This is a genomic window from Vibrio sp. HENC-03, from assembly GCF_000305755.2.
GTDB lineage: Bacteria > Pseudomonadota > Gammaproteobacteria > Enterobacterales > Vibrionaceae > Vibrio > Vibrio owensii.
This window is the reverse complement of sequence record NZ_JH976121.1, coordinates 134,029-156,294: the sequence shown is the minus strand read 5'-3', so window position 1 is coordinate 156,294 and position 22,266 is coordinate 134,029. Positions and strand designations below refer to the sequence as shown.

Below are 22,266 nucleotides of genomic sequence, written 5' to 3'. Positions count from 1 at the left end.
TTTCTCTCCTAATCGATTAGATGATGATCAGCTGGCCTTCAATGGCACCAGCTTGTTTCAATGCTTGCAGAATCGCCATCAAATCCGACGGAGCTGCACCGACTTCATTCACCGCACGGACTAGGTCATCTAGTGTCAAACCCGGTTCGAACTTGAACATCTTGCCTTTCTCTTCATTCACTTCGATATCAGAGTCCGGCACAACAACCGTTTGGCCACCAGAGAAGCCGTTTGGTTGGCTCACATTAAGGTTTTCTTTGATTGCTACCGTCATGCCACCGTGCGTCACTGCCGCAGGTTTCAGACGAACATGCTTGCCGACCACAATCGTACCAGTACGAGAATTCACAATGATTTTCGCCGCGCCATCTGCAGGGTCGAACTCTAGGTTTTCGATTGCCGATAAGAAGGCAACACGTTGGCTCACATCACGTGGAGCACGAACACGAACAGACGTCGCGTCAACCGCACTGGCCATTTGAGGACCAAGGAAGTTGTTTACCGCATCCGCCATACGTTGCGCAGTGGTAAAGTCAGAATCAAGCAGGTTGAATGTGATGTAGTCACCACGTCCGAATGGGTTTGGAATTTCACGCTCTACGGTTGCACCGCTTGAAATAAGACCAACCGTTGGGTTGTTGCCGACGATTTTAGAGCCATCAGCGCCTTCTGCACTGAAACCACTCACGACTAAGTTACCTTGTGCGACAGCGTACACTTGGCCGTCTAGACCTTTTAGGAAGGTTTGTAGCAAGGTGCCACCACGCAAGCTTTTTGCACTGCCGATCGAAGAGACCGTAACGTCCACTTGCTGACCCGGTTTTGAAAATGGCGGCAATGTTGCCGTTACCATAACCGCGGCAACGTTCTTAATTTTTGGTTTGGTACCCGGCGGCATTTGAATGCCGAAGTTTTGCAGCATTGCCGCGAAGCTTTGTTCTGTAAACGGGTTTGATTCACCCGTACCCGGTAAGCCTGAAACCAAGCCATAACCCACAAGTTGGTTGCTACGCACACCTGCCACTTGCGCGACGTCTTTGATACGTGCGGCTTGGGCTGTGGTTGCAAATAGCGCAACGCTCAACAGTGCTAATAGGATTCTTTTCATGCTTACTCAATCTCTTGCAGTCAATTTGCCGTCATTTCGACGTCTTACAGGGCTACATTAAAGAATCGTGCCAAGAAACCTGGCTCTTGCATATCTTGTGGTGAGCCTGTGCCAGAGTATTGGATTCTTGCGTTAGATACGCGATTTGACGCAATAGTATTGTCAAAATTGATGTCATCAGGGCGAATTGTGCCGCTTAGACGAATGTACTCATCACCCGTATTCAGCGTCATCCACTTCTCACCGCGGATCACTAGGTTGCCGTTTGCCAGCACCTCAATGACTTCTACCGTGATGTAACCGCTGATGCTGTTGCTTTGCTTAGCCGAAGAGTCGCCTGCAAAGGTGTTGGTGTTGTTCAGATCGTACGAGAAGTTGTATTTGCCGCCAATTTGCAGCTCTTGACCACCGACAGACAGAGGCTCCATCTTCGCATCGTTGGTTTTTGATAGATCGGCGTTGGCACTCTTAGTCGCACGAGTCGTTTCGTCGAGTGTTACGGTAATGATGTCGCCGATGCCACGTGGCTTAGAATCGTCGTATAGGTCGGTAATGTGCTCGGAGCTAAACAAAGAACCCGTTGCTGCCGCATAGTGCTCTGGTTTTTGTTTAGGGTGAATCGGTGCCCATGCCGGATCGCCTGCCACCGGATCGGTTCTGCCGCGCAAAGTATCAATGATGCCGCTGCTCTCTTCTTTCGACTTATCGCCTTCAACCGCATCCACCACCGTTGTCGCTTGGCTGACTTCGTCGGTTTCAATCGGCTCTAGCATCGCACAACCAGACATGGTCGTGATAAGTGCAAGTAGACAAATACGTTTCATCATTGGCTCCCTAAATCCCGATCTTAGTGATTACAACTGCTGGTTAACGAAGCTCATCATCTTGTCGACCGATGAGATTACTTTTGAGTTCATTTCGTACACGCGCTGCGCTTCGATCATGTTGACCAGCTCTTCCGTCACGTTCACGTTAGATGCTTCCAGCATGGATTGACGAATTTCACCCAAACCATCAAGACCAGGGACACCTTCTTGTGGGTCACCACTTGCGCCAGTTGGTAGGTAAAGGTTCTGACCGATTGGCTCAAGACCACCCGGGTTTACGAAGTCAGTAATGGTTAGCTGACCAACCACAACGTTGTTTTGCTCACCACGAATACGCACAGAGACTTCACCGTCTGTACCAACCGTGATAGAAATTGCATCTTCAGGAATCACAATTTCCGGCTCTACTGGGTAACCAGAGCCAGAAGTCACTAACGTACCTTCACCATCCAACGTGAACTGACCATTACGGGTGTAACCGATGTTGCCGTCTGGCAAAGTTACTTGGAAGAAGCCATCACCTTCCACCATCATATCGAGTGCATTAGTGGTGGTTTGCGCGTTGCCGTGCGTGTGCACTTTTTGCGTCGCAACCACTTTAGAACCAGCACCCAGCATCAAACCACTTGGCAGTTCCGTGTTCTGAGAAGATTGGCCGCCTGGCTGGTTGATGTTTTGGTAGAACAAATCTTCAAATACCGCACGGCTCTTTTTGTAACCAACGGTTGAGGCGTTCGCCAAGTTGTTCGAAATCGTTGCGATGTTGGTCTGTTGGGCGTCTAGACCTGTTTTACTTACCCATAGTGCTGGATGCATTGTGAACCTCTAACTCTGTTAACTCATACGAAGCAATGAATCTGAAGACTTATCCATCTCTTCAGCGGTGCTCATCATTTTGACCTGCATTTCAAACTGACGTTGAAGGTCAATCAGAGCGGTCATTTCACCTACGGCATTCACGTTACTACCTTCAATAGCACCAGTTTGGATGCTGATAGAGCCGTCTGCTTCGTAAGGCTGGTTTGGAGTTTTATGGCGGAATAAGCCATTGGTATCTTTAAACAAGTTTTGATCGTCTGTGCGTACAAGCTTGATACGATCAACCACTTCTAATTCTTCAGCCGGCGCACCTTGAGGCAGTACAGAGATGGTGCCGTCACGACCGATTTCGATTTTGGAGACTGGGATTGGCAAAGTGATTGGCGCATCGTTTTCGCCCAACACCACATGACCACTTGCATTCGTTAGCAAGCCGTTTTGATCCACTTTTAGGTTACCGTTACGCGTCAAACCTTCTTTGCCAGTTTGGTCCATAACAGAAATCCAGCCGCTGCCTTCTACCGTAATATCGAGGTCACGACCGGTTGTGATCACACTGCCTTGCGCAAAGTTATGTCCTGGACGTTCTGTCATGCTGAATACACGTGAAGGCAAACCTTCACCATAAGCTTGCATAGAGCGAGCTTGTGCTAAGTCAGCACGGAAGCCAGTTGTACTCACGTTTGCCAGGTTGTTGGCACGCAATTGCAGGGCCTGCATATTTTGCTTGGCGCCGCTCATTGCGAGAAACAGTGCGCGATCCATAAATTACTCCAAAAGTTCTCTGTACAAGGGAGTAAAAGCAATAGTTATGCCAACATGAAAATAATGTTATTAATCAAAAACTTGAATATAAATTGAGGGTTTTCAGATGGCAATTCAGGATGAATCAGCCAAGAGAGAGGCAATGTTTTGATCCGCCTAGCGGCAACAGCGGCAAGCTAGAGATCAAAGCATGCCCAACCTAAACTGAGGTATTTTCAGGTTGAGCACCAGATGAATGTCATGATGTCATCAAACGATACGGCAAGTGCACGCAGCGTTTGATTAAGCAGATGATAGAGCTATCTAACGAGCGCTCTAGCGAATCTGCAGGATATTTTGTTGTAGCTGGTTGTGTACTTCTAGCGCACGTGAGTTCGCTTGGAAGTTACGCTGAGCAGAGATCAGATCCACCAGCTCCTGAGTCATATCAATGTTTGATTGCTCTAGCATACCGTTGTTGATAGTACCGAAAGAGCCTTTGTTTGATTCACCCCAGATCTTGTCACCAGAGAACTGAGTTGAATCCCATTGAGTGCCGCCTTTCTTATCCAGACCTTGCTCGTTTGGAACACGCACTAGCGCCACACGACCCAATGTTACGTTTTCACCGTTTGAGTAAGTACCCAATACGCTGCCGTTTTCATCAAAGTCTACTTTAGTCAGGAAGCCCGTTGTCGCGCCATCTTCATCGAACTTAGTCAGTTCAAATGGTGCAGCAAACTGAGTCGCTGAGCCTAAACCAAAGTTAAGTGTTTGCGCAGGATCCGCACCGTTTAAATCCACTGGGTTAGTGTTTGTCGCAGGATCGCCCAACGCTACCGATGTGATTGGCTGACCGTTGTTTAGGCTTGCCAACGTACCATCGTTGTTGAACTTCATCGTGTGACCAACGTGACCCGTTGGCGTTGCAGCATCACCGTTAGCAACGTTCAATGGCTTCTCACCGCCTTTGTCTGTCACTGTGTAGTAAGTTTGCCACGTGTTCGGCTGAGTTTGGTCTTTCAAGTAGTAAGTCGTTAGCTTGTAAGACTGACCCATCGAGTCATAAATCGTTGAAGAAGTCGAACGGTTGTATGTATCTGGATCTGAGAAATCAAACTGCGTTGGATCTTTCAAATCACCATTAGCCGGTAAGTTCACACCCACTTCAATGTTCGCTGTTTGCTTTGGCTTACCAAATTCTGCAGGGATATTGATTGGTTGTGGCTCGTAAGACGATACCTCACCAGACTCAGGATTTACTTGGTAACCAAGTAGGAACTCATCGTTCGCTGTTACCATGTAGTTTTCTTTGTTCAAATGGAACGCACCGTTACGTGTCATTTCATTTTGCTGTGGGATAAGGCGATCTTTCGCTACTGCGAAGAAACCTGTACCCGACACACGCAAATCCATTGGGTTGTTGGTGTAAATGCTTGAACCTTCGTGGAACTGTTGTGCCACTTGGTTCGCTTGCGCACCGCCACCCGGAGTGGTTTTTGCGTTAGTGAACAAAGAGTTTGAGTACACATCGCTGAATTCCGCACGAGACTCTTTAAAGCCGTACGTGTTGGCGTTCGCAATGTTGTTACTGGTGGTGTTCAAATCCAGTTGAGCGGAGGACAAACCGCTTAAAGATACATATGACATTCCAAAATCTCCTAACCTGACGCGCTATTGAATTACGCTTTGCCGACTTCCAATACTTCTGCAAGTCGAACTGGCGATTCAAAACCTGCCAGATTGAGTAATACGTTTCCGTCGCCCTTACCTAGCAATACACTGTTCACGTTCGCGTAAGTAGACACTGGGAACTCTTGAGACTCCCCATCTACCAAGCCAGACGCTTTCACATTGTATTTGCCAGCAGGCATTGGATTTCCGTTTTCATCATTACCGTCCCAAAGCACACGAGTGTCGCCGGCTGGTTTCGCACCTACCTCAAAAGTACGCACCAATTGGCCCGCTTCGTTTTCCACTCGAACAAACAGGTTGTCGAGAGGTTGTGCAAGCTTAACCATTGCCGCCATTGTTGCATTGTCTTGCTTTACACCCGCCGCGCCTGGGACCAACACGTCACGACCAACCAAAGAGGAAGCTTGTAACGCTTGGTTTGATGTCATTGACGAGTTCAAACTCTCGAACTGAGAGTTCATCTTGCCGATGCCATCTACGGTCGCAAATGACGCCATTTGCGCAATCATCTGGTCATTACCTACCGGCTTAAAAGGGTCCTGTTGAGACAATTGCTTAGTGAGCAAAGATAGGAAGTCTTCCTGTTTCAGGTCCTGCTTACCTGTGCTCTCTTCAGTCTTCTTGTTCTCTTGTAGGCTCTTAAGCTGGTCGATATAGGACAAGCCGCTTTGACCAACGTTGTTAATTCCGGCCATACGCTACCTCCTTATCCTTATTGACCCATCTGCAGCGTACGCAGCAGCATTTGTTTACTAGAATCCGCTACTTGCACATTGGTTTGGTATGCGCGAGAAGCCGAAATCATGTTTGCCATTTCTTCCATTACATTCACGTTAGGCTTGTAGATGTAGCCTTCGTCGTTTGCAAGGGGATGGTCTGGGTTGTACTCCGCATTCAGCGGTTTATCGCTTTCTACAATACCCATCACTTTCACTGGCACCGTATCACCGCCACGCATGGCGTTACTTAACTCAGCACCAAATACAGCATGACGCGCTTTATAAGTGTCTTTCGCAGAGCTGCTGACACTATCGGCGTTCGCCAAGTTGCTTGAGGTAGTATTCAGACGAACGGATTCAGCGCTCATTGCGGAACCTGTCACATTGAAAACGTTAAATAAGCTCATCTAAATTATTCCCCTTTGATTGCTTTGGTTAAGTTCTTGAATTTGCTGCCTAGAAAGTCGAGTGATGCTTGGTGTCTGATTTGGTTTTGCATAAATAAGTTACGCTCTAAATCCAAATCTACCGTGTTGCCATCGCCCGTATCTGGTTGCGTAGGAAGACGATATAGTTTGTCCCCGACCAACGTCGTAGTGGCAGGAATGTGCCGACCATCTGTACGGCTAAGACCAATGCTTGCCCCAGATGTTGCCGCCTGCAATTCCTTAGCAAAATCTAAACCTCTTGATTTGTAGCCAGGCGTGTTAGCTTGCGCGATGTTGGTGGAAATCACCTCCGCATTGCGCTCACGTACGCCCACCGTGTACTGGTGGATGCCTAGTGCGTTGTCAAAAGATATAGCCATGTTTGCCTCTACATTAAGAACTGACCGTTATTAATAACTAAAAAGCAATTAGCGTGCCAAAAATAGAACATGCCGTTTTGCCGCTTCAGTTATCGAGGTAATGGATTGCAATAAGCAAGCCAAAGTGATTGATGAAATGTCATATCGAGCCAAGTAATCAGCTCGGCTCACTAAAAAATATACACCCGATGCCTGCCCATAGGCAAAAATGACGCTGGCTTTTACAGCAGAGAGGGAGAAAAAGGAAGCAAGAATGAAACGAGAAAAGCGGGAGAAAAAAGAAAAGCCTGACACAAAGGTCAGGCTTTTGAAGTGGTTAAAAGAGTCCGCTATTTTAGCTTGTAAATAATACCTGGGTTGCAGCGCACCATCTCAAATTTGTCTGTCAAACCCGTCAGTGATTCTGACGCACCCAGCAGTAGGTAACCGCCCGGGTTTAGGCTGTTTGCCATTTGGTTCAGTACTTTCGATTTCATCTCTGGTGAGAAGTAAATCAGTACATTACGACAGAAAATGATGTCGAACTTACCCATTAACGCGTAGCTCTCCATCAAGTTTTGTGGACGGAAGTTCACTAGGCGTTTTACGTTGTCTTTCACTTTCATGCGGCCATCACCTGCATCTTCAAAGAAGGTGCGACGACGCTCAGGCGAAAGACCACGACCTAAGGCAAGATTATCGTAAACACCCGCACGGCACATATCCAACATACTTGCAGAAATATCCGTCGCGGTGATCGACACGCTTGGCAATAGACCTGGCTTACGCTGCTGCGTTTCCAGAATGGTCATTGCCATTGAGTAAGGTTCTTGGCCTGAAGAGCTCGCAGCCGACCAAATTTTGATTGGTCGTTTGTTTGCCGCCATCTCCGGCAACAGTTTGTCAGCTAATACCGTGAACGGATAAGTATCTCGGAACCACAATGTTTCGTTAGTCGTCATCGCATCAACAGCGGCAATGCGTAGTTCACGATTGCGGCCTGTCACGACATCACGTAGCAAATCCGACAGCGACGCCAGCTTGAATTTTGTCACAAGCGGGCTCAGTCGGCTGCGCACTAGGTATTGCTTACTGTCACCTAATACGATGCCACATTGTGATTCTAGAAAACGGCTAAAGTCACGATACTCTTGATCACTGATTGTAATAGCAGTCATTAATGTCTCTTTTATTGTGTTAATGCAGATTTAACCGCGTTACCCAATTCATCTGGGTTAAATTTCGCAATGAAGGTGTTAGCACCTACGCGCTCAACCATCGCTTGGTTGAAGACGCCACTCAATGAGGAGTGCAGGATAACATAAAGGTTCTTCAAATCTGCATTTCGGCGAATTTCGGCCGTTAGTGTGTAGCCATCCATCTCTGGCATTTCGATATCTGAAATGACCAAAGAGATCTGATCGTAGATGCTACCTTCTTGTGCCATTTCAAGCAGCTTATTGTACGCTTCTTTACCATCTTTCACAGAGACAACTTCAAAACCGATTGAAGTAATTGCACGCTCAACCTGTTTACGCGCTACCGTCGAGTCATCCGCGATCAATACGCGGCGCACGATTGGCTTCTCTTGTTCAGCAACTGCGATCTCTTCGCCGATGCTTGAATCCATGGTTTCGTCTACTGGTGCAATCTCTGCCAAGATTTTCTCAACGTCCAGAATTTCTACTAGCTCGTTGTCGATGTTTGTTACCGCTGTTAGGTAGTGCGCTTTACCAGCACCATCAGGCGGCGGCAAAATCGCTTCCCAATGCATGTTAATAATGCGCTCAACCGAAGACACCAAAAACGCTTGGATAGTACGGTTGAATTCAGCAATCACAACAAAACACTTATCGATATCTGTCGTTGGACGGCCACCGATTGCCAAACTTAAGTCAATCACTGACACGGTATGGCCACGGATATGAGCGACACCTTTCACTAGCGGGTGTAGGTTTGGCATTGAAGTCAGCTTAGGGCACTGTAGTACTTCTTTTACTTTGAATACGTTAATGCCGTAGCGCTGTCGTCCCATCAACCGAAAAGTGAGTAGTTCCAATCGGTTTTGGCCGACGAGTTGCGTACGCTGATTCACCGAGTCAAGAATCCCCGTCATATGCTCATCTCCATCTCAAACTTTTTGTTTTTAAATGATACTCTACGACTGGCAGGCATAATACCAGAGAAACAGTATGGCGTATCATAATATGAATTCAACACCATTTACTATGACAATATGTAGAGCGTTATTTACAAAGTACGCTAAGTCTATCGGCATTTTGCTCAGTATGTTTAGCTTTTTTGTTCATTCAGCAACGGAAAGTCAGATCGAGCAAATCCGAACCGCCGCCGAGCAGCACATTCTTAGCACGGTAGAGCAACCAGCGGGAGGAAATTTGTCCGTCAATGCGGCAAATATTGATCCACGTATCAAAGCCACCGATTGCCCAGAGCCCCTTGATACATCTGCATCTTCAACCAGTAGCACACGCAGTAACATCAACGTATTGGTTGAATGCCCCGTCGATGACTGGAAGGTTTATGTTCCTGTGAGGATCTCAGCATCGGTTCCGATGATCGTTTCAACGCGTCAACTCGGCCGTGGTGAGATCATCAGCGCTTCTGATGTGACAACTTCAATGATCGAATTACAGCGTTTTCGTAAAAATGGTTTTAGCAATATGGATCAAGTGATCGGTTCAAAGCTAAAACGTAACGTTCGCCTTGGCGATGTTGTAGAACGCAATGATGTCTGCGTGGTATGCCGCAATGAGAAAGTCACGATCAAAGCCGTAAAATCTGGTATGACGATCACCACGCAGGGCACGGCATTACAGGACGGATCCGCTGGAGATCAAGTAAGAGTGAAAAATGATAAGTCCCAACGTATAATAGAAGGAATTGTGACAGGCATTGCGGAAATCACCATCACCTTCTAGGGTTGGTTGGTGTACGGCAAATCGATCAATAAAAATGCAAAAAATCACTAAAGTTATTTTGCCCTTGGTCGATAGTCTGGATACCAGTATTACGATACGAGTTTAAGGTTGAAACATGGCAGGTATAGATAATATACGTTCAGGTCAGATGATGACGACAACAAGTCGCGCACCTGCACGAACGGATTCTAGTGCAACCAGCACAACGGAATCGAAAAAAGCGCCAGCACAACAAGACGCGGTATCACTAAGCCAACAAGGCAAAGCAGTCAGCAAACTCCAGAAGGACATGGCAGCTTCTCCGGCTTATGACAGCGCAAAAGTGGCGGCAATCAAAGAAGCAATTGCAAACGGTTCATACAAAGTTGACCCAGAGAAACTGGCGGACAACATGATCAAGTTTGAAAACGAATTGCAAGGCAAAAGCTAACTGACTTAGGCCCAAGGTAAGAATTCATGGCAGCATTAGTCGATCTTGTTAACTTCCAGCTAGAAAATGCAAAAGCACTTTCTGGTGTGTTACGTCAAGAAACACAGGCGATCAGCGCACGTGTATCTACTGAGATCGAGAAACTTGCCAAAGAAAAGATGACACTCATTAGTCAATTAAGAACAACTGACCAGCGAATCGCCTCTCACCCGCACGTCAATCAACTTACCGAAGATGCAAACCTAAGTCAGGTTGTCGCACAGATCCAATCTATCATTCTCGATTGTCAGCAAGTAAACCAAATGAACGGTGAATCGCTCAATCGTGCTCAATCCAGTTTCAATAAACTTAACAACATGCTTCAGCGTACCCACGGTAAGGTCGGTATGACCTACAACGCCGGCGGCAAAACGCACACTATTTCGACTCTAGGCACTAACATTAAAGCCTAACTCTTTGAGATCATCCCACGACAGCTCTATTGACGTTGTCTTTTAGCCAGTAACTCTCTTCCCCAAAATATCGTCAGAACGTAACCCAAACCTAACGTTCATAAAGCCTAACGCGCATAAAACTCACACGTATAAAAAAGCGACCGATTGTTGCCAACCCGTCGCTCAAATAGATTATCTGTTTGTGAAGTTGTATTAGAACAAGGTCTGCTGACGCTTCTCAGGCACCTGTTGTACTTCACCGTAGTCACGCAGTTTATCCATCTTACGGATATCCAAACGCAACTCTGTCACATAGCTATCTTCTACTAAGTAACTACGTACCACTTCTGCACCTCGAATAACGCCATCGACCGCGCCCGACGTGCTTTCAATGCCTAGACGTTGATCAGCAAGTTCTGCACGCCCACTCACTCGCATACCATACACTTGCTCAGCAAGTTCACGGTAGGCATCAATCTTAGACGCACGCATTGCACGAACACGTTTCTCTTCGACAGTACGGCCAGTTTGCTCACTTACGCTTGCATAACCCACCGCCAATAAAATCTCATCTTGGCGCATCTGTTGTAGAGGCTGACATCCCACCAGCACCAATGTTGCGATAATAAATAATAACTTCTTCATGCTAGTTTCCTACGGGCGGAGAATCACAGTGTATGGCTGACGAATAGTAGGGTCAGAACGAATAAGCACGCCATCTTGGGTGCGGATGCTGTTCAGCGTATCCAAATCACGACCAATACGATCCGCAGGTAAGAAACCTTGCGCCGTTGCAACCACGATGCGGCTCTGCATGCCTACAACACGAGCATTCACGAGCACACCACCTTCTTGGCGAAGCATAGTGCCTGTCAGCACGTACTGGATCTCTTGCTCTTGTGCCAAATCTTGCCAATCACGACTCAGTGCGAAATCGCCTTGCTGAGTCACTTGGATTGAACCTGTGGTTTTGAAATCCACGACTTTAAAACCACGGCGTTGGAATTGGTGAATAAACCCTTCCGATACCGAGTTACCAAGCCAGTTGGTTGCATCCATGTTTTGCAGATCGACAAAAGAAGTAATCGCAATCGGTGTACGCGACGATACTGCAACGTTCGAAACCATCAGCTCTTCCGTCATGCTCTCAATGAAATAGTCCATCGTGTGACGCGGACTGTCCATCAGCATGAATTGGCTGCCAGAATACGGTTCTTTACCATTGTAAATTGGTGAGTACGCGCACGATGTTAAAAGCGTCATCATCGATGCGGCAACAAGCCATCTTTTCATGGTTTGATTCTCCAGATAATCTTAGGTGTTACTGCTCTTTTTCGACTTCATTTCAATAAAACGTAATCTTGGAACAGTCTTTGCTTTTCTTCTGTTTGTCGAACGAAAGAAAAGCCCACCAAACTTCACTGAAATTGGTAAAGCAATATTTATACCCGAACGGTTACTAACAATGAAAAAATTATTTTTTAGCCTAATATCAATCACTTTTATATTGATGACGCCATTTCGTGCGGCGGCATCTTGGTATGAAGTGACAGGCGTTGCCACTATCGTTTCTTCTGAAGAAGCGGCAAGGCTGCATGCGTTGGAAGACGCGCTCTTCAAGGCTGTCAACTTTTCGGGCGCAGACATTGGCAGCATCAGTAACTTGATGCCATTGCTGGAAGAAAACCGCAAAGAGTACCAATTCACCAACCATGAAGTACGTTACATCCTGGTCGAATCAGAGCGTAAACGCAGCGGCAAAGTGGAAATGAGGATCCGAGTGGACATTTATCCATCGGCAACGGGTTGCCACGTGGATCAATACAAGAAGACGATCTTAGTCGGCAACATCGACGTCGCCTCTCCTCAACAAGCGGTCATGGGCCAAATTTACAATGTTGGTGATGACTTTAGCCACGTGGTCAATCGTCAGCTTGATCAAACCTCACGCAGTTTTGTGTCTGTTGGTACTACCGATTACTCCATCAGTGCTAATTACCCAGAGCGCACTAAGATGATCGCGCAAGACAATGGCGCGCAATACATCATCGGCGGTGTGATTACCGATTTGACCGCCACGATCGATGCCAAGCTGCTTAAAGATGACGTGATCAACCGCCAGTTTGCGATGGAGATGAAAGTCTTCGACGGAAAGACAGGCCACGAGGTGTACCACAAGAACTATCGCGAAGTGGCGCGTTGGCCATTTGCTAAAACCAGCCAAGTCGATACTCGCAGTGCTCGTTTCTGGGCATCGACTTACGGTGAGATGATGCTGCGCGTTAGCCGCAACATTATGTTGGATTTGGAATCAGAACTGTCTTGTAAAATCACTCTGCCAGAAGTCGTGGCTGTATTTGGTAATACTGTAACCATGGATCTGGGTCGTATGCACGGCGTACAAGAGGGTGACCAGCTGCAATTGTGGCACACAGCGTCTTTCATCGACCAAAACGGCTTACCGCGTAATAAGGTCTCTCAGAGCGATATTACCCTAAGAGTGACTCGTGTTTACGAACACGAAGCGGAGCTGACTATTGAGCAGCCAAACCTTGCCTCTAGTGTGCAAATTGGCGACGTAATGAACAAGATGCTTTAGCAAAGCGTATAAAGCTTTGCGATATGCCTGCTTTTGAATATCATAGGCAACGCATCTTATTTGATTACGCCCCCATGGCACAGCTGGATAGCGCAGTCCCCTCCTAAGGGACAGGTCGTAGGTTCGAATCCTACTGGGGGCGCCACTCATCGCCTTAGCTTACTTTACTTAAGCTAAGGCTTTTTTATGTCTTTTGATCAGAGAAAGGAAAACAAGAGAAGCTAACCGTATCGTTATTTGAGGTCGATGCTGTTTAGACGCCCCATAAAGGTCAATATTTCGAGATTATCTTTGTGTGCATCAAGCAAGGCTTTTTTGGTTTGCATATAAGCCGCAAGCTTGCCGTACTTGTTGATAGACCGCACGACCGTTTTGTACTTGTATTCGCCCGCGTCATTGAACTCACGCCACTTTGCAATGTAACAAGTGTCACGGTTGTCTGGGTCATCCAGCGTCGGATTTGGTTTGTGGACTATCTTAGGCTCCACACTGTGTGGCAACCGCGTCATTAAGTACGGGTCTTTCAATAGTCTCCGCCAAAACTTCCCCCACATCTCACGCCCGAGCTCATTACGCAGTTTGATGGCCTTCTTAAGACCTCTCTTTTCTCCAATGCGCACGAATCCAACGGAACGATGCAAAACGGTATCTTCCGGTGTGTGGATATGAATCTTAAAGGCTGTCTTGCCTTTCGAAATGAAGCGGTGTCCAGTATTTGTAATTAAATTGCTCTTAGACATAGTGCTAACTAATAATTCTATTAATAGCTAAAAGGGTAAGCAAAACTCATAGATAATTAAAGTAATAAAATACAAAACTGTAAATAGCATCAGTGTTGATTCTTTTTTGAAACATCTAAATTCAGATGTAAAAAAGCCCCAAAGAGCGAACTCTTTGGGGCATTCAGCGCTTAAGGCTTCTAACGGTCAGATAGGAGCTTATTGCTGAACTTGGTATTCGAACTCAGGAACAACAACTTCTACGCGACGGTTTTGTTCACGGCCTTCACGAGTCTCGTTTGAAGCGATTGGGTTGTTTTCACCTTCGCCACGAGCGTGAATGCGATCTGCGTCGATGCCTTTTTCTACAAGAGCGTTAGCTACAGATTCAGCACGCTTCTCAGAAACTTTTTGGTTGTAAGCTGCTGGGCCTGAAGTATCTGTGTAACCAATTACGTCAACGTTCGCTTGTGGGTACTCGTTTAGGAATGCTACTAGGTCGTCTAGTTTCGCAGCGCTCTCTGGTTTAAGAGTAGTGCTGTTTAGCGCGAAGCTACCAGTACCGATTGTTTGAGTTTCGAAAGTCTTAGTTACTACTACTGGAGCAACTTCTTCTACAACCACTTCTTCAACTACTGGCTCTTCTTCAACAACAACTTCGTCGTTACCGCCGAATTTGAACGCAACGCCTAGAGTTGCAGAGTTGCCCATTGCTTTCACTGAATCGTTGCTGATGTCAGTGATTGTTTGGTATTCCGCACGTGCTGTTACGTTTTCGCTGATGTTGAATTCAAGACCAGCTGCACCTAGGTAAGAGTAGTCATCTTTACCATCGTTCATCATTAGGTAAGCACCACCCACTTTACCGTAAAGTGCGATGTCTTCTGTGATTGGTAGGCTGAATTTAGGAGCAAGAGTGATTGCTTCTACGTGGCCACCGAAAGAAGTTTGGTCGAAATCACCTAGGTTGTCGAAACCAGCTTCTACTGAGAAGTAGTCATTCATTTCGTAACCAACAAAAGCACCTAGAGTAGAGCCATCTTTGTCACAAGCTTGACCAGCTACACAAGCGTCTTCCATCCAAGACTTACCCATCTTACCGCCCACGTATACTTCTGCGTGTGCTGCTGAAGCCATAAGTAAAGAAGCTGAAATTACCGCTGCTAGTTTTTTCATTATTGATTCCTCTAAAAGAAGTTCTCTTGTTCGTAACGAAATGCGCCGCCTGACTGACGTTGTATTTCAATTCTTTTATTCAGTTCCTTTGAGTTTGATACCGAAGTAACTTCCGACTGTTTGCATAAAAGTCACTTGGGTATGCCTCCTGGTCAGTGGTGCATATCGCTCCCTCACTGACGGCGAGCACTATAACTCCAAGAAATCCCGAGACAAATCCCAAAACTGTCAATTTAATGTCATCGAAAAGCATGACTTAATGTGATCTAGAGCACTCTAAAACGAGCTGCGACAATGACGCAAACGTTTGCGCGACATTTCGAAAAAGAATAGGTAAAGCAAATTAACTTCTCATTAATGAGACGATAAATGGGGAACTTTATGGATTGTGTTTTTAATTCAGAGAGATATTTCGTATGAAACAAGCAAATACGCATTTACAAAGGTTATATTTGGATAAGTAAAACTTATCAATTTTTGAGCAACTTGATGATAAAAGATACACAAAGGACAACCGACCTTGGTGAAATTAGGCCGTTTTCCTAGCAGAAGATACAAAAAAGCCGCGAAGTTTATCGCGGCTTTTGACTATTTATTCAGGCAATTATGCGTTTGCTTCACGCTCAGCGATGAACTCAAGCGCCATCTTGATGCGAGCAACACAGCGCTCTTTGCCAATCAGTTCCATTACTGCGTCTACAGAAGGAGACTGACCGCCACCTGTTACTGCTACGCGCAGTGGCATACCGATTTTGCCCATGCCGATTTCTAGCTCTTCACATACTGCTGCGATAACGCCATCTTTGATGTTCGCTGTCGTCCACTCAGTCACTGCTTCTGCTTTCGCTAGAGCAAGCTCTAGAGGCTCTTTAGCAACGCCGCGTAGGTGTTTCTTCGCCGCGCCCGCTTCAAACTCAGCGAAGTCTTCGTAGAAGTAACGGATTTGCTCAGCTAGCTCAACTAGCGTGTTGCAACGCTCACCCACTAGCTTGATCACTTCAGTGATAGCTGGGCCGTTTGTTACGTCTAGTTTTTGTTGATCTAGGTGCCATTGTAGGTGCTGTGCAACGTACGCTGGATCTGAGTTCTTGATGTAGTGGTTGTTCAACCATTGCAGTTTGTCAGTGTTGAATGCTGACGCTGACTTAGATACTGCGTTTAGGCTAAATAGGTTAATCATTTCTTCTTGAGTGAAGATCTCTTGATCACCATGAGACCAACCAAGACGCACTAGGTAGTTGTTTAGTGCTGCAGGTAGGTAACCCATATCGCGGTATTGCATTACTGATACAGCGCCGTGACGCTTAGACAGTTTCGCACCGTCATCACCTAGGATCATTGCACAGTGTGCGAATGTTGGTACTGGCGCACCCAGTGCTTCGTAGATGTTGATCTGACGAGGCGTGTTGTTGATGTGGTCTTCACCGCGCACTACGTGAGTGATGCCCATATCCCAGTCGTCAACCACTACACAGAAGTTGTACGTTGGCGAACCGTCAGTACGACGGATGATCAGATCATCCATTTGTGTGTTGCTGATTTCGATACGGCCACGGATTTGGTCATCAAATACTACGCTGCCTTCTTTCGGGTTACGGAAACGGATAACACATGGATCGCCATCTTTTGCCGCTTCGTTTGCCGCTTTGATCTTTGGATGGTTAGCATCGTAACGAGGCATTTCTTTGTTTGCTTCTTGCTCTGCACGAACTTCGTCTAGCAGCTCTTTAGATGCGTAACATTTGTATGCTTTGTCTTCTTCTAGAAGCTTATCAACCATCTCGTTGTAACGATCAAAACGTTGAGTTTGGAAGTAAGGACCTTCGTTCCACTCAAGACCTAGCCATTCCATGCCTTCTAGGATCGCATCAACCGCTTCCTGAGAGTTACGCTCAAGGTCAGTATCTTCGATACGTAGAACGAATTCACCACCTTGGTTTTTAGCGTATAGCCAAGAGTAAAGTGCAGTACGCGCACCACCAACGTGTAGGTAGCCAGTTGGGCTAGGAGCAAAACGAGTTTTAACCGTCATCAGAGTTCCTTAGGGGTAATGAGCAACGAGAGGGCTCTCGTTGTAATATCAAGGATAAAAGTGGCGACATTTTACCACCGTAAGTCGATTCTACAATCCTTCCGTGTGGTTTAACGCCAGAAATACAAACAGGGCAGCACCGATTAAGGTACTGCCCTCTTATTTATAGCGACAAAATACTTAGAACAACAGAAAAGCTATCGCAAAAGAAAGTTACGAATGCCGATTATTTTAGATTCTGCATCGCCCACTGCATGAATTCTTGTTGCTCTTGACGGCTTAGTTCACTGAATGACTCTTTCAATGTCTTAGTGACAGCCGGAGACGCCGCGATGCTTGCTTTCGTCGATTGTTTGTTCATTGCTTTGTTGTAATCAGCCACTTCACGTTCATAGTCGCGGAACCCTTGTAGGCCGCCTTTGCGAAGTTGAACCATTGAAAACTCAACATCTTTACCGCTTGCATCTTTCAGCGTCAGTTTCGGATCCATTTCAAATGCTTTGGCTTCTTCAATAGTGCGGAACTTATTGTATGTCAGTGTCAGCTCTGCATCTTTCGGTGCATCGAACTCAAGTAAAAGCGGCTGTGAATCAAACTTACGACGCTTGCCATCTTCAAACACAATTTGACCAACATTCACAGCAAGTTGATTTGCACCATCTTCAACTTTGATGCTGTTGTTATCAGAGATCCACTCAGGGTAGACGAACTCACTGTTGAGAACGCGAGGAACCAATTCCGCTTGCAGAGTCAGTTGAGCAGCAAATGCAGGCGCAGAAAGGATTGCGCAAAGTCCTAATAGTGTGGTTGTTTTTTTCATCATGGTTTTCTCGTCTTATACCAATTTAGATAAGCCACTGAAACTAACAGGCCGGTCATTCCAATGGCTTATGTGAATAAGTATCAAGACAAAAAGGGCGTTTCCGCCCTTTTAGCTGCTTCTATATTAGAAGTAGTATTCAACACCTACAGAGAACTCGTCGTAGTCAGCAGACTTCCAACGTGCTTTAGTGTTATCGTCTAGTTGAGACGCACCGTCACCGAAGTCTAGAGTACGTGCACGAGCGTAAAGTACTGCAGATGGGTCTACGAAGTACATGATCTGTGCAGATAGTACATCATCTGCTGTGTTGTCGATTGTCTTACCGTCACGTTCTAGGTCAAAGTTTGCTGCGTAACCCAGTTTGTACTGCCAGTCACCTGTTGTGTACATCAGACCTGCAGACATCGCATCTTGCTTCTCGTTTACACCGTTGCTTGCGTCAGCTTCCATGTATTTGTATTGAGCGAAGAAAGAGATACCGTTTTCAAACCAACCTTGAACACCTACTAGGTACGTGTTGTTTTCCCAAGTTTGACCTTCACCTTCGATGTTGCGGTTACCTTCGTATGCAGCATCCAATTGTAGTGGACCTAACTTGTAGTGAGCCGCGATGCCGCCCCAGTAATCGTCGCCTTCACCTAGACCAGCTTTGTCACCTGCACCCGCTGCAATATCTAGAGAGAATTTGTCAGCAAACATTGGAGAGTCCCAACGGATTGTGTTTGATTGACGGTCTTGGTACTTAGCACCACCGATCGCACCACCCCAGTCGTAAACATCGCCTAGACCTGGGTTAGATGCTGGCCAGTCAACCAACTCGTACATTGGAGTAAGAACACGACCTAGACGAACTTGACCCCAAGACGCGCTTTCAAAACCTACGAATGTGTCACGCTCACCAAGACCTGCACCTTCACCACCGAAGCTTGGGTCTACGTAGCCACCTTCGATTTGCCAAATGAACGTTGGTTCAAAGTTAGCGAATTGCTTTTTACCACGGAAGCCGATACGTGATTCGTTGTTTAGCTGCATGCCGCCCAAATCGTCGTCAGTTGCTTTGCTACCAGAATCGTAATCGCGGTACGCGGCCTGCATCGCGATAATGCCGTAAACTTCGTAAGAGAAAGAGTCTTTAGTTAGGTACTCTTTCGCTGCATCACTGTTTGCACCATCAGCAAAAGCTGAACCACTGAACATCATGCCTGTGATTGCAGTAGCAAGTAGGCTTTTCTTTAGGTAAGACATTTTTAACCCCTATATTTTTAGTTTTTTCCATTTTCAAATTCGCTAACTAGGACATTGCAGGAACTTGAAACAATGTGTGGACGGGGCAAATATGACAAACTTTTTTCGCAGTAAAAAACTTTCCAAACCGCAATCTGAGCAAGTTCAAAATCAGAAGATCAAAAGCAATATAAACCAATAATAAACAACAACTTATAGTGACAAATAAAAATATAAAAACGTCAAAACCACTCAATCTCTCTCTGTTTTTATATAAAAAGCTCAAAAATCGTGAGCGCCCTCACTCAACTTTTAGGCGTTTTAACGGAACTTTATATTCAGAGAGAAAAAACTTTGAGATAACTCGCAACAATCCCTGCACAAAGGCTGTGCAATAACGTCGATTTTGACGAATTTGTTTCGCGTCGAAAAACTTGACCTTCCCCTTGCAGGAAGGTTTATGCTCTGCTCATTACTATTATTGAGGACAAATTATGTATCAGTTCGTTGTACCTATGTCAGGGCTCAACTGCATGGGCTGTGCGAGAAAAGTTGAGAAAGCTTTACATGCCAATCACAGTGTTGAGATCATCAATTTGTCCCCGACCATGGTTGAGGTGAAAACCGAGTCCCCTCTTTCTTCTATTGTTGAATCGATCGAGTCCCTGGGTTATCTCGCTGGTCATCAATTTCAGTTCCATCTAGCTGGATTAAGCTGCGGCGGCTGCGTGAAGAAACTCTCTTCTTTATTAGAGGAGAATCAAGACGTCATTGCGTTTCAAGCGTCGACAACCCAACTCGATATCACGACCCTACTCTCAGAGCAGCAAGTGATCGATCTTGTGGCAACTCTTGGCTATACCGCTAGCCTTGATTCTATTGAAGTAGAAGAAGAAAGCTCACCAGAGATTGAACAGGCAGAAAAGCAAAGCAATATTAAAGATGCACAGGTGCCACCAGCGAGTATTCAATTGCAAATGCTGATTCAAGGCATGACGTGTGCGAGTTGCGTCTCTTCAGTAGAGAAAGCACTTACTAACGTAGAAGGCATTGAGAAAGCACAAGTAAACCTTGCTGAGCAAAGTGCATTAGTGTTCGCCACTCAAGATACAGAAGCCCTTCACCAAGCGATCGTTGAATCCGTAAAGCAAGCCGGTTACCAAGCAGAGATCTTGCAAGACGCAGCAACCCAACAAGAAAAGCAAGCAGCTCAGCAACTTGCCCAACAAAAACGCTTCAAGCTAGATGCCATTGCTGGCTTAGTTGTCGGTGCGCCACTGATGTTGTGGGGAGTGTTTGGTGGCAACATGGTGATTCGCAATACGAACGACCAGCTAGCTTGGGGCGCGATTGGTATTCTGTGTCTCTTACTGCTTGCAACCGCGGGTAAGCACTTCTTTACTAACGCATGGTTAGCAGCCACTCACAAACGGGCCACCATGGATACGTTAGTCGCGCTAGGTACTGGTGCGGCATGGTTCTATTCAATGCTTGTGGTGATTTTCCCAGACTGGTTCCCTCTTGCTTCACGCCATGTGTACTTTGAAGCGAGCGCAATGATCATCGGCTTAATTTCTCTTGGTCACTATATAGAGGCAAAAGCCAAAGCGAACACCACACGCTCACTGCAGGCTCTGATTAACCTGCAACCTCAACAAGCGACTGCGATTACAGAACAAGGTGACCAGCAGATCGCAGTCGAGCAAATCACGCTAGGCATGAAACTGCGCATCAAACCGGGCGAGAAAGTGCCAGTAGATGGCGTTGTGATACAGGGTGAATCGTACATTGATGAGTCGATGCTAACCGGTGAACCCGTACCAGTGTTAAAAGCGCAAGATGCGCAAGTGTCTGCCGGTACATTAAATACCGATGGTGGATTAGTCATTGAAGCAACAGGCATCGGCGCGAACACTATGCTGGCTCGAATCATTCGCATGGTACGCACAGCGCAAAGCAGTAAGCCTGCCATTGCCAAATTAGCAGACCAGATTTCATCGGTATTTGTTCCGGTCGTAGTCGGCATCGCAATCCTTGCCGCTTTGGTTTGGTTTGCCGTAGGTCCAGAACCTAAAGCCAGTTACATGCTTGTAGTAACGACCACAGTGCTGATCATCGCCTGCCCTTGTGCGCTAGGCTTAGCAACGCCATTGTCGGTTACCGTTGGTGTAGGTAAAGCCGCAGAGCTCGGCATTCTGATCAAAGACGCTGACGCACTGCAGTTGGCGAGCAAAATTGACACGGTCGTATTCGATAAAACTGGCACGCTTACTCAAGGTAAACCGAGTGTGCAGCAAGTGTTTACTCACGCCACCAGCCAAGAGCACATGCTTGCTCTGGCATACGCGGCAGAACGTCAATCGGAGCACCCGTTGGCAAAAGCCGTGTGTGATTACGCGAGAAAGAACAAGACTGAAAGTGTTGAATTGAGCGCATTCGAGAACATTCGTGGCCGTGGCATCACCGCGACTTACCAAGCACAACCGCTACTCATCGGCTCATTGCAATTTATGCAAACCGAGCAGATTGATACCAGCTCAATGAAGCAAGCAATTGAAGATTGCGCAAACAACGCTTGGACACCAGTAGCTGTAGCGCTGAACAACGAACTGATTGGTTTAATTGCCATCGCTGACCCGATTAAATCTGATGCCAAGCAAGCGGTGTCTGCATTAAAATCGCAGGGCATAAAAACCGTCATGCTCACAGGCGACAACCAACACGTTGCCAATGCCATCGGCAAAGAGCTCGGCATTGATGAAGTCATCGCTCAAGTGATGCCCGACGAGAAAGCACAACATATTGAACTGCTGCAATCTCAAGGCCGCACAGTGGCGATGATCGGTGATGGCATCAATGACGCACCAGCCCTTGCGTTGGCGGATCTTGGTGTCGCAATGGGAAGTGGCAGTGACGTGGCAATCGAAAGCTCACAAATGACCATTCTCAATACATCACCAATGGCCGTTGTGCATGCGATTGAACTCTCGCGCGCGACACTTAAGAACATGAAACAAAACTTGTTCGGCGCCTTTGTTTATAACTCGTTGGGTATCCCTATCGCCGCAGGCGTACTTTACCCAGCGTTTGGATTTTTGCTCAGTCCTGTCGTTGCAGGTGCAGCGATGGCACTGTCTTCAATCACGGTCGTCAGTAATGCAAATCGACTACGACTGTTTACCATTAAGTAA

Annotated in this window: 22 protein-coding genes and 1 tRNA gene; 6 read left to right on the top strand and 17 right to left on the bottom strand. The window is 46.5% G+C overall.

The features are described from left to right. Positions 1-16: 16 nt before the first annotated feature. From VCHENC03_RS15035 to VCHENC03_RS15080, 10 genes are all read right to left on the bottom strand, one after another. Complete coding sequence (locus VCHENC03_RS15035; RefSeq protein WP_005425633.1) at positions 17-1,108, bottom strand: flagellar basal body P-ring protein FlgI; 1,092 nt, start codon at positions 1,106-1,108, stop codon at positions 17-19. A 44-nt stretch (positions 1,109-1,152) separates the two neighbouring features. After that, the gene (gene flgH, locus VCHENC03_RS15040; protein WP_009705675.1) at positions 1,153-1,932 is read right to left on the bottom strand and encodes a flagellar basal body L-ring protein FlgH; all 780 of its coding nucleotides are present in this window, start codon (positions 1,930-1,932) and stop codon (positions 1,153-1,155) included. A gap of 30 nt (positions 1,933-1,962) precedes the next feature. Then, positions 1,963-2,751 carry a flagellar basal-body rod protein FlgG gene (gene flgG, locus VCHENC03_RS15045; protein WP_005425600.1) on the bottom strand — a complete coding sequence of 263 codons (789 nt, stop codon included), beginning with the start codon at positions 2,749-2,751 and terminating at the stop codon, positions 1,963-1,965. A gap of 18 nt (positions 2,752-2,769) precedes the next feature. Continuing rightward, the gene (locus VCHENC03_RS15050; RefSeq protein ID WP_005425588.1) at positions 2,770-3,519 is read right to left on the bottom strand and encodes a flagellar basal body rod protein FlgF; all 750 of its coding nucleotides are present in this window, start codon (positions 3,517-3,519) and stop codon (positions 2,770-2,772) included. A gap of 315 nt (positions 3,520-3,834) precedes the next feature. Then, on the bottom strand, positions 3,835-5,148 hold the full coding sequence (gene flgE, locus VCHENC03_RS15055) for a flagellar hook protein FlgE (protein ID WP_009705674.1): 1,314 nt from the start codon (positions 5,146-5,148) through the stop codon (positions 3,835-3,837). Positions 5,149-5,180: 32 nt separating this feature from the next. Continuing rightward, positions 5,181-5,888: a flagellar hook assembly protein FlgD gene (flgD, locus tag VCHENC03_RS15060; protein WP_005425626.1), complete on the bottom strand. Its 708-nt coding sequence runs from the start codon at positions 5,886-5,888 to the stop codon at positions 5,181-5,183. A gap of 17 nt (positions 5,889-5,905) precedes the next feature. Then, entirely contained in the window at positions 5,906-6,319 is a 414-nt protein-coding gene (flgC, locus tag VCHENC03_RS15065; RefSeq protein WP_005425613.1) for a flagellar basal body rod protein FlgC, read from the bottom strand. 5 nt (positions 6,320-6,324) lie between these two features. After that, complete coding sequence (gene flgB / locus VCHENC03_RS15070; RefSeq protein ID WP_005425594.1) at positions 6,325-6,720, bottom strand: flagellar basal body rod protein FlgB; 396 nt, start codon at positions 6,718-6,720, stop codon at positions 6,325-6,327. Between the two features lie 329 nt (positions 6,721-7,049). Next, on the bottom strand, positions 7,050-7,877 hold the full coding sequence (locus VCHENC03_RS15075) for a protein-glutamate O-methyltransferase (protein WP_005438646.1): 828 nt from the start codon (positions 7,875-7,877) through the stop codon (positions 7,050-7,052). Between the two features lie 11 nt (positions 7,878-7,888). After that, positions 7,889-8,815: a chemotaxis protein CheV gene (locus VCHENC03_RS15080; RefSeq protein WP_005425637.1), complete on the bottom strand. Its 927-nt coding sequence runs from the start codon at positions 8,813-8,815 to the stop codon at positions 7,889-7,891. A 76-nt stretch (positions 8,816-8,891) separates the two neighbouring features. Between VCHENC03_RS15080 and flgA the strand changes: the two genes are divergently transcribed. From flgA to VCHENC03_RS15090, 3 genes are all read left to right on the top strand, one after another. Further along, complete coding sequence (flgA, locus tag VCHENC03_RS15085) at positions 8,892-9,638, top strand: flagellar basal body P-ring formation chaperone FlgA (RefSeq protein WP_032802620.1); 747 nt, start codon at positions 8,892-8,894, stop codon at positions 9,636-9,638. A gap of 115 nt (positions 9,639-9,753) precedes the next feature. Next, on the top strand, positions 9,754-10,068 hold the full coding sequence (gene flgM, locus VCHENC03_RS0125705) for a flagellar biosynthesis anti-sigma factor FlgM (RefSeq protein WP_005425628.1): 315 nt from the start codon (positions 9,754-9,756) through the stop codon (positions 10,066-10,068). A gap of 26 nt (positions 10,069-10,094) precedes the next feature. Beyond that, positions 10,095-10,520 (top strand): flagella synthesis protein FlgN, encoded by a 426-nt coding sequence (locus VCHENC03_RS15090; RefSeq protein ID WP_009705670.1) that lies wholly within the window; start codon positions 10,095-10,097, stop codon positions 10,518-10,520. A 195-nt stretch (positions 10,521-10,715) separates the two neighbouring features. On the opposite strand, the gene flgP is transcribed toward VCHENC03_RS15090, so the two are convergent. Beyond that, positions 10,716-11,147: a flagellar assembly lipoprotein FlgP gene (gene flgP, locus VCHENC03_RS15095; protein ID WP_005438638.1), complete on the bottom strand. Its 432-nt coding sequence runs from the start codon at positions 11,145-11,147 to the stop codon at positions 10,716-10,718. Between the two features lie 9 nt (positions 11,148-11,156). Beyond that, the gene (locus VCHENC03_RS15100; RefSeq protein ID WP_005425606.1) at positions 11,157-11,795 is read right to left on the bottom strand and encodes a FlgO family outer membrane protein; all 639 of its coding nucleotides are present in this window, start codon (positions 11,793-11,795) and stop codon (positions 11,157-11,159) included. A 172-nt stretch (positions 11,796-11,967) separates the two neighbouring features. Between VCHENC03_RS15100 and VCHENC03_RS15105 the strand changes: the two genes are divergently transcribed. Continuing rightward, positions 11,968-13,101 carry a flagellar assembly protein FlgT gene (locus VCHENC03_RS15105; protein WP_032802617.1) on the top strand — a complete coding sequence of 378 codons (1,134 nt, stop codon included), beginning with the start codon at positions 11,968-11,970 and terminating at the stop codon, positions 13,099-13,101. A 68-nt stretch (positions 13,102-13,169) separates the two neighbouring features. Further along, a tRNA-Arg gene (locus tag VCHENC03_RS15110) sits at positions 13,170-13,246 on the top strand. A gap of 88 nt (positions 13,247-13,334) precedes the next feature. On the opposite strand, the gene VCHENC03_RS0125700 is transcribed toward VCHENC03_RS15110, so the two are convergent. The 5 genes from VCHENC03_RS0125700 to chiP all read right to left on the bottom strand — a co-directional run bounded on the left by VCHENC03_RS0125700 (position 13,335) and on the right by chiP (position 19,096). After that, on the bottom strand, positions 13,335-13,841 hold the full coding sequence (locus VCHENC03_RS0125700; protein WP_027726697.1) for a hypothetical protein: 507 nt from the start codon (positions 13,839-13,841) through the stop codon (positions 13,335-13,337). 198 nt (positions 13,842-14,039) lie between these two features. Beyond that, positions 14,040-14,996 (bottom strand): OmpA family protein, encoded by a 957-nt coding sequence (locus VCHENC03_RS15115; RefSeq protein WP_005438630.1) that lies wholly within the window; start codon positions 14,994-14,996, stop codon positions 14,040-14,042. Between the two features lie 604 nt (positions 14,997-15,600). Next, positions 15,601-17,028, bottom strand: coding sequence for a glutamate--tRNA ligase (gltX, locus tag VCHENC03_RS15120; protein ID WP_009705668.1), 1,428 nt, complete (start codon positions 17,026-17,028; stop codon positions 15,601-15,603). A 226-nt stretch (positions 17,029-17,254) separates the two neighbouring features. Then, positions 17,255-17,851 carry a YccT family protein gene (locus VCHENC03_RS15125; RefSeq protein ID WP_009705667.1) on the bottom strand — a complete coding sequence of 199 codons (597 nt, stop codon included), beginning with the start codon at positions 17,849-17,851 and terminating at the stop codon, positions 17,255-17,257. 123 nt (positions 17,852-17,974) lie between these two features. Further along, positions 17,975-19,096, bottom strand: a complete 1,122-nt coding sequence (chiP, locus tag VCHENC03_RS15130) for a chitoporin (protein WP_005438625.1) — start codon at positions 19,094-19,096, stop codon at positions 17,975-17,977. A gap of 473 nt (positions 19,097-19,569) precedes the next feature. Between chiP and VCHENC03_RS15135 the strand changes: the two genes are divergently transcribed. Beyond that, a complete protein-coding gene (locus tag VCHENC03_RS15135; protein WP_009705666.1) occupies positions 19,570-22,266 on the top strand; it encodes a heavy metal translocating P-type ATPase in 2,697 nt (898 codons plus the stop codon).

Coding starts and splice junctions, on each gene's coding strand:
- VCHENC03_RS15035 (WP_005425633.1), bottom strand. CDS start 1,108: ATGAAAAGAATCCTATTAGCACTGTTGAGCGTTGCGCTATTTGCAACC.
- VCHENC03_RS15075 (WP_005438646.1), bottom strand. CDS start 7,877: ATGACTGCTATTACAATCAGTGATCAAGAGTATCGTGACTTTAGCCGT.
- chiP (WP_005438625.1), bottom strand. CDS start 19,096: ATGTCTTACCTAAAGAAAAGCCTACTTGCTACTGCAATCACAGGCATG.
- VCHENC03_RS15125 (WP_009705667.1), bottom strand. CDS start 17,851: ATGATGAAAAAAACAACCACACTATTAGGACTTTGCGCAATCCTTTCT.
- VCHENC03_RS15115 (WP_005438630.1), bottom strand. CDS start 14,996: ATGAAAAAACTAGCAGCGGTAATTTCAGCTTCTTTACTTATGGCTTCA.
- flgE (WP_009705674.1), bottom strand. CDS start 5,148: ATGTCATATGTATCTTTAAGCGGTTTGTCCTCCGCTCAACTGGATTTG.
- gltX (WP_009705668.1), bottom strand. CDS start 17,028: ATGACGGTTAAAACTCGTTTTGCTCCTAGCCCAACTGGCTACCTACAC.
- flgD (WP_005425626.1), bottom strand. CDS start 5,888: ATGGCCGGAATTAACAACGTTGGTCAAAGCGGCTTGTCCTATATCGAC.
- VCHENC03_RS15135 (WP_009705666.1), top strand. CDS start 19,570: ATGTATCAGTTCGTTGTACCTATGTCAGGGCTCAACTGCATGGGCTGT.
- VCHENC03_RS15090 (WP_009705670.1), top strand. CDS start 10,095: ATGGCAGCATTAGTCGATCTTGTTAACTTCCAGCTAGAAAATGCAAAA.
- flgB (WP_005425594.1), bottom strand. CDS start 6,720: ATGGCTATATCTTTTGACAACGCACTAGGCATCCACCAGTACACGGTG.
- flgG (WP_005425600.1), bottom strand. CDS start 2,751: ATGCATCCAGCACTATGGGTAAGTAAAACAGGTCTAGACGCCCAACAG.
- flgP (WP_005438638.1), bottom strand. CDS start 11,147: ATGAAGAAGTTATTATTTATTATCGCAACATTGGTGCTGGTGGGATGT.
- flgM (WP_005425628.1), top strand. CDS start 9,754: ATGGCAGGTATAGATAATATACGTTCAGGTCAGATGATGACGACAACA.
- VCHENC03_RS15080 (WP_005425637.1), bottom strand. CDS start 8,815: ATGACGGGGATTCTTGACTCGGTGAATCAGCGTACGCAACTCGTCGGC.
- VCHENC03_RS15105 (WP_032802617.1), top strand. CDS start 11,968: ATGAAAAAATTATTTTTTAGCCTAATATCAATCACTTTTATATTGATG.
- VCHENC03_RS15100 (WP_005425606.1), bottom strand. CDS start 11,795: ATGAAAAGATGGCTTGTTGCCGCATCGATGATGACGCTTTTAACATCG.
- flgC (WP_005425613.1), bottom strand. CDS start 6,319: ATGAGCTTATTTAACGTTTTCAATGTGACAGGTTCCGCAATGAGCGCT.
- VCHENC03_RS15050 (WP_005425588.1), bottom strand. CDS start 3,519: ATGGATCGCGCACTGTTTCTCGCAATGAGCGGCGCCAAGCAAAATATG.
- flgA (WP_032802620.1), top strand. CDS start 8,892: ATGGCGTATCATAATATGAATTCAACACCATTTACTATGACAATATGT.
- flgH (WP_009705675.1), bottom strand. CDS start 1,932: ATGAAACGTATTTGTCTACTTGCACTTATCACGACCATGTCTGGTTGT.
- VCHENC03_RS0125700 (WP_027726697.1), bottom strand. CDS start 13,841: ATGTCTAAGAGCAATTTAATTACAAATACTGGACACCGCTTCATTTCG.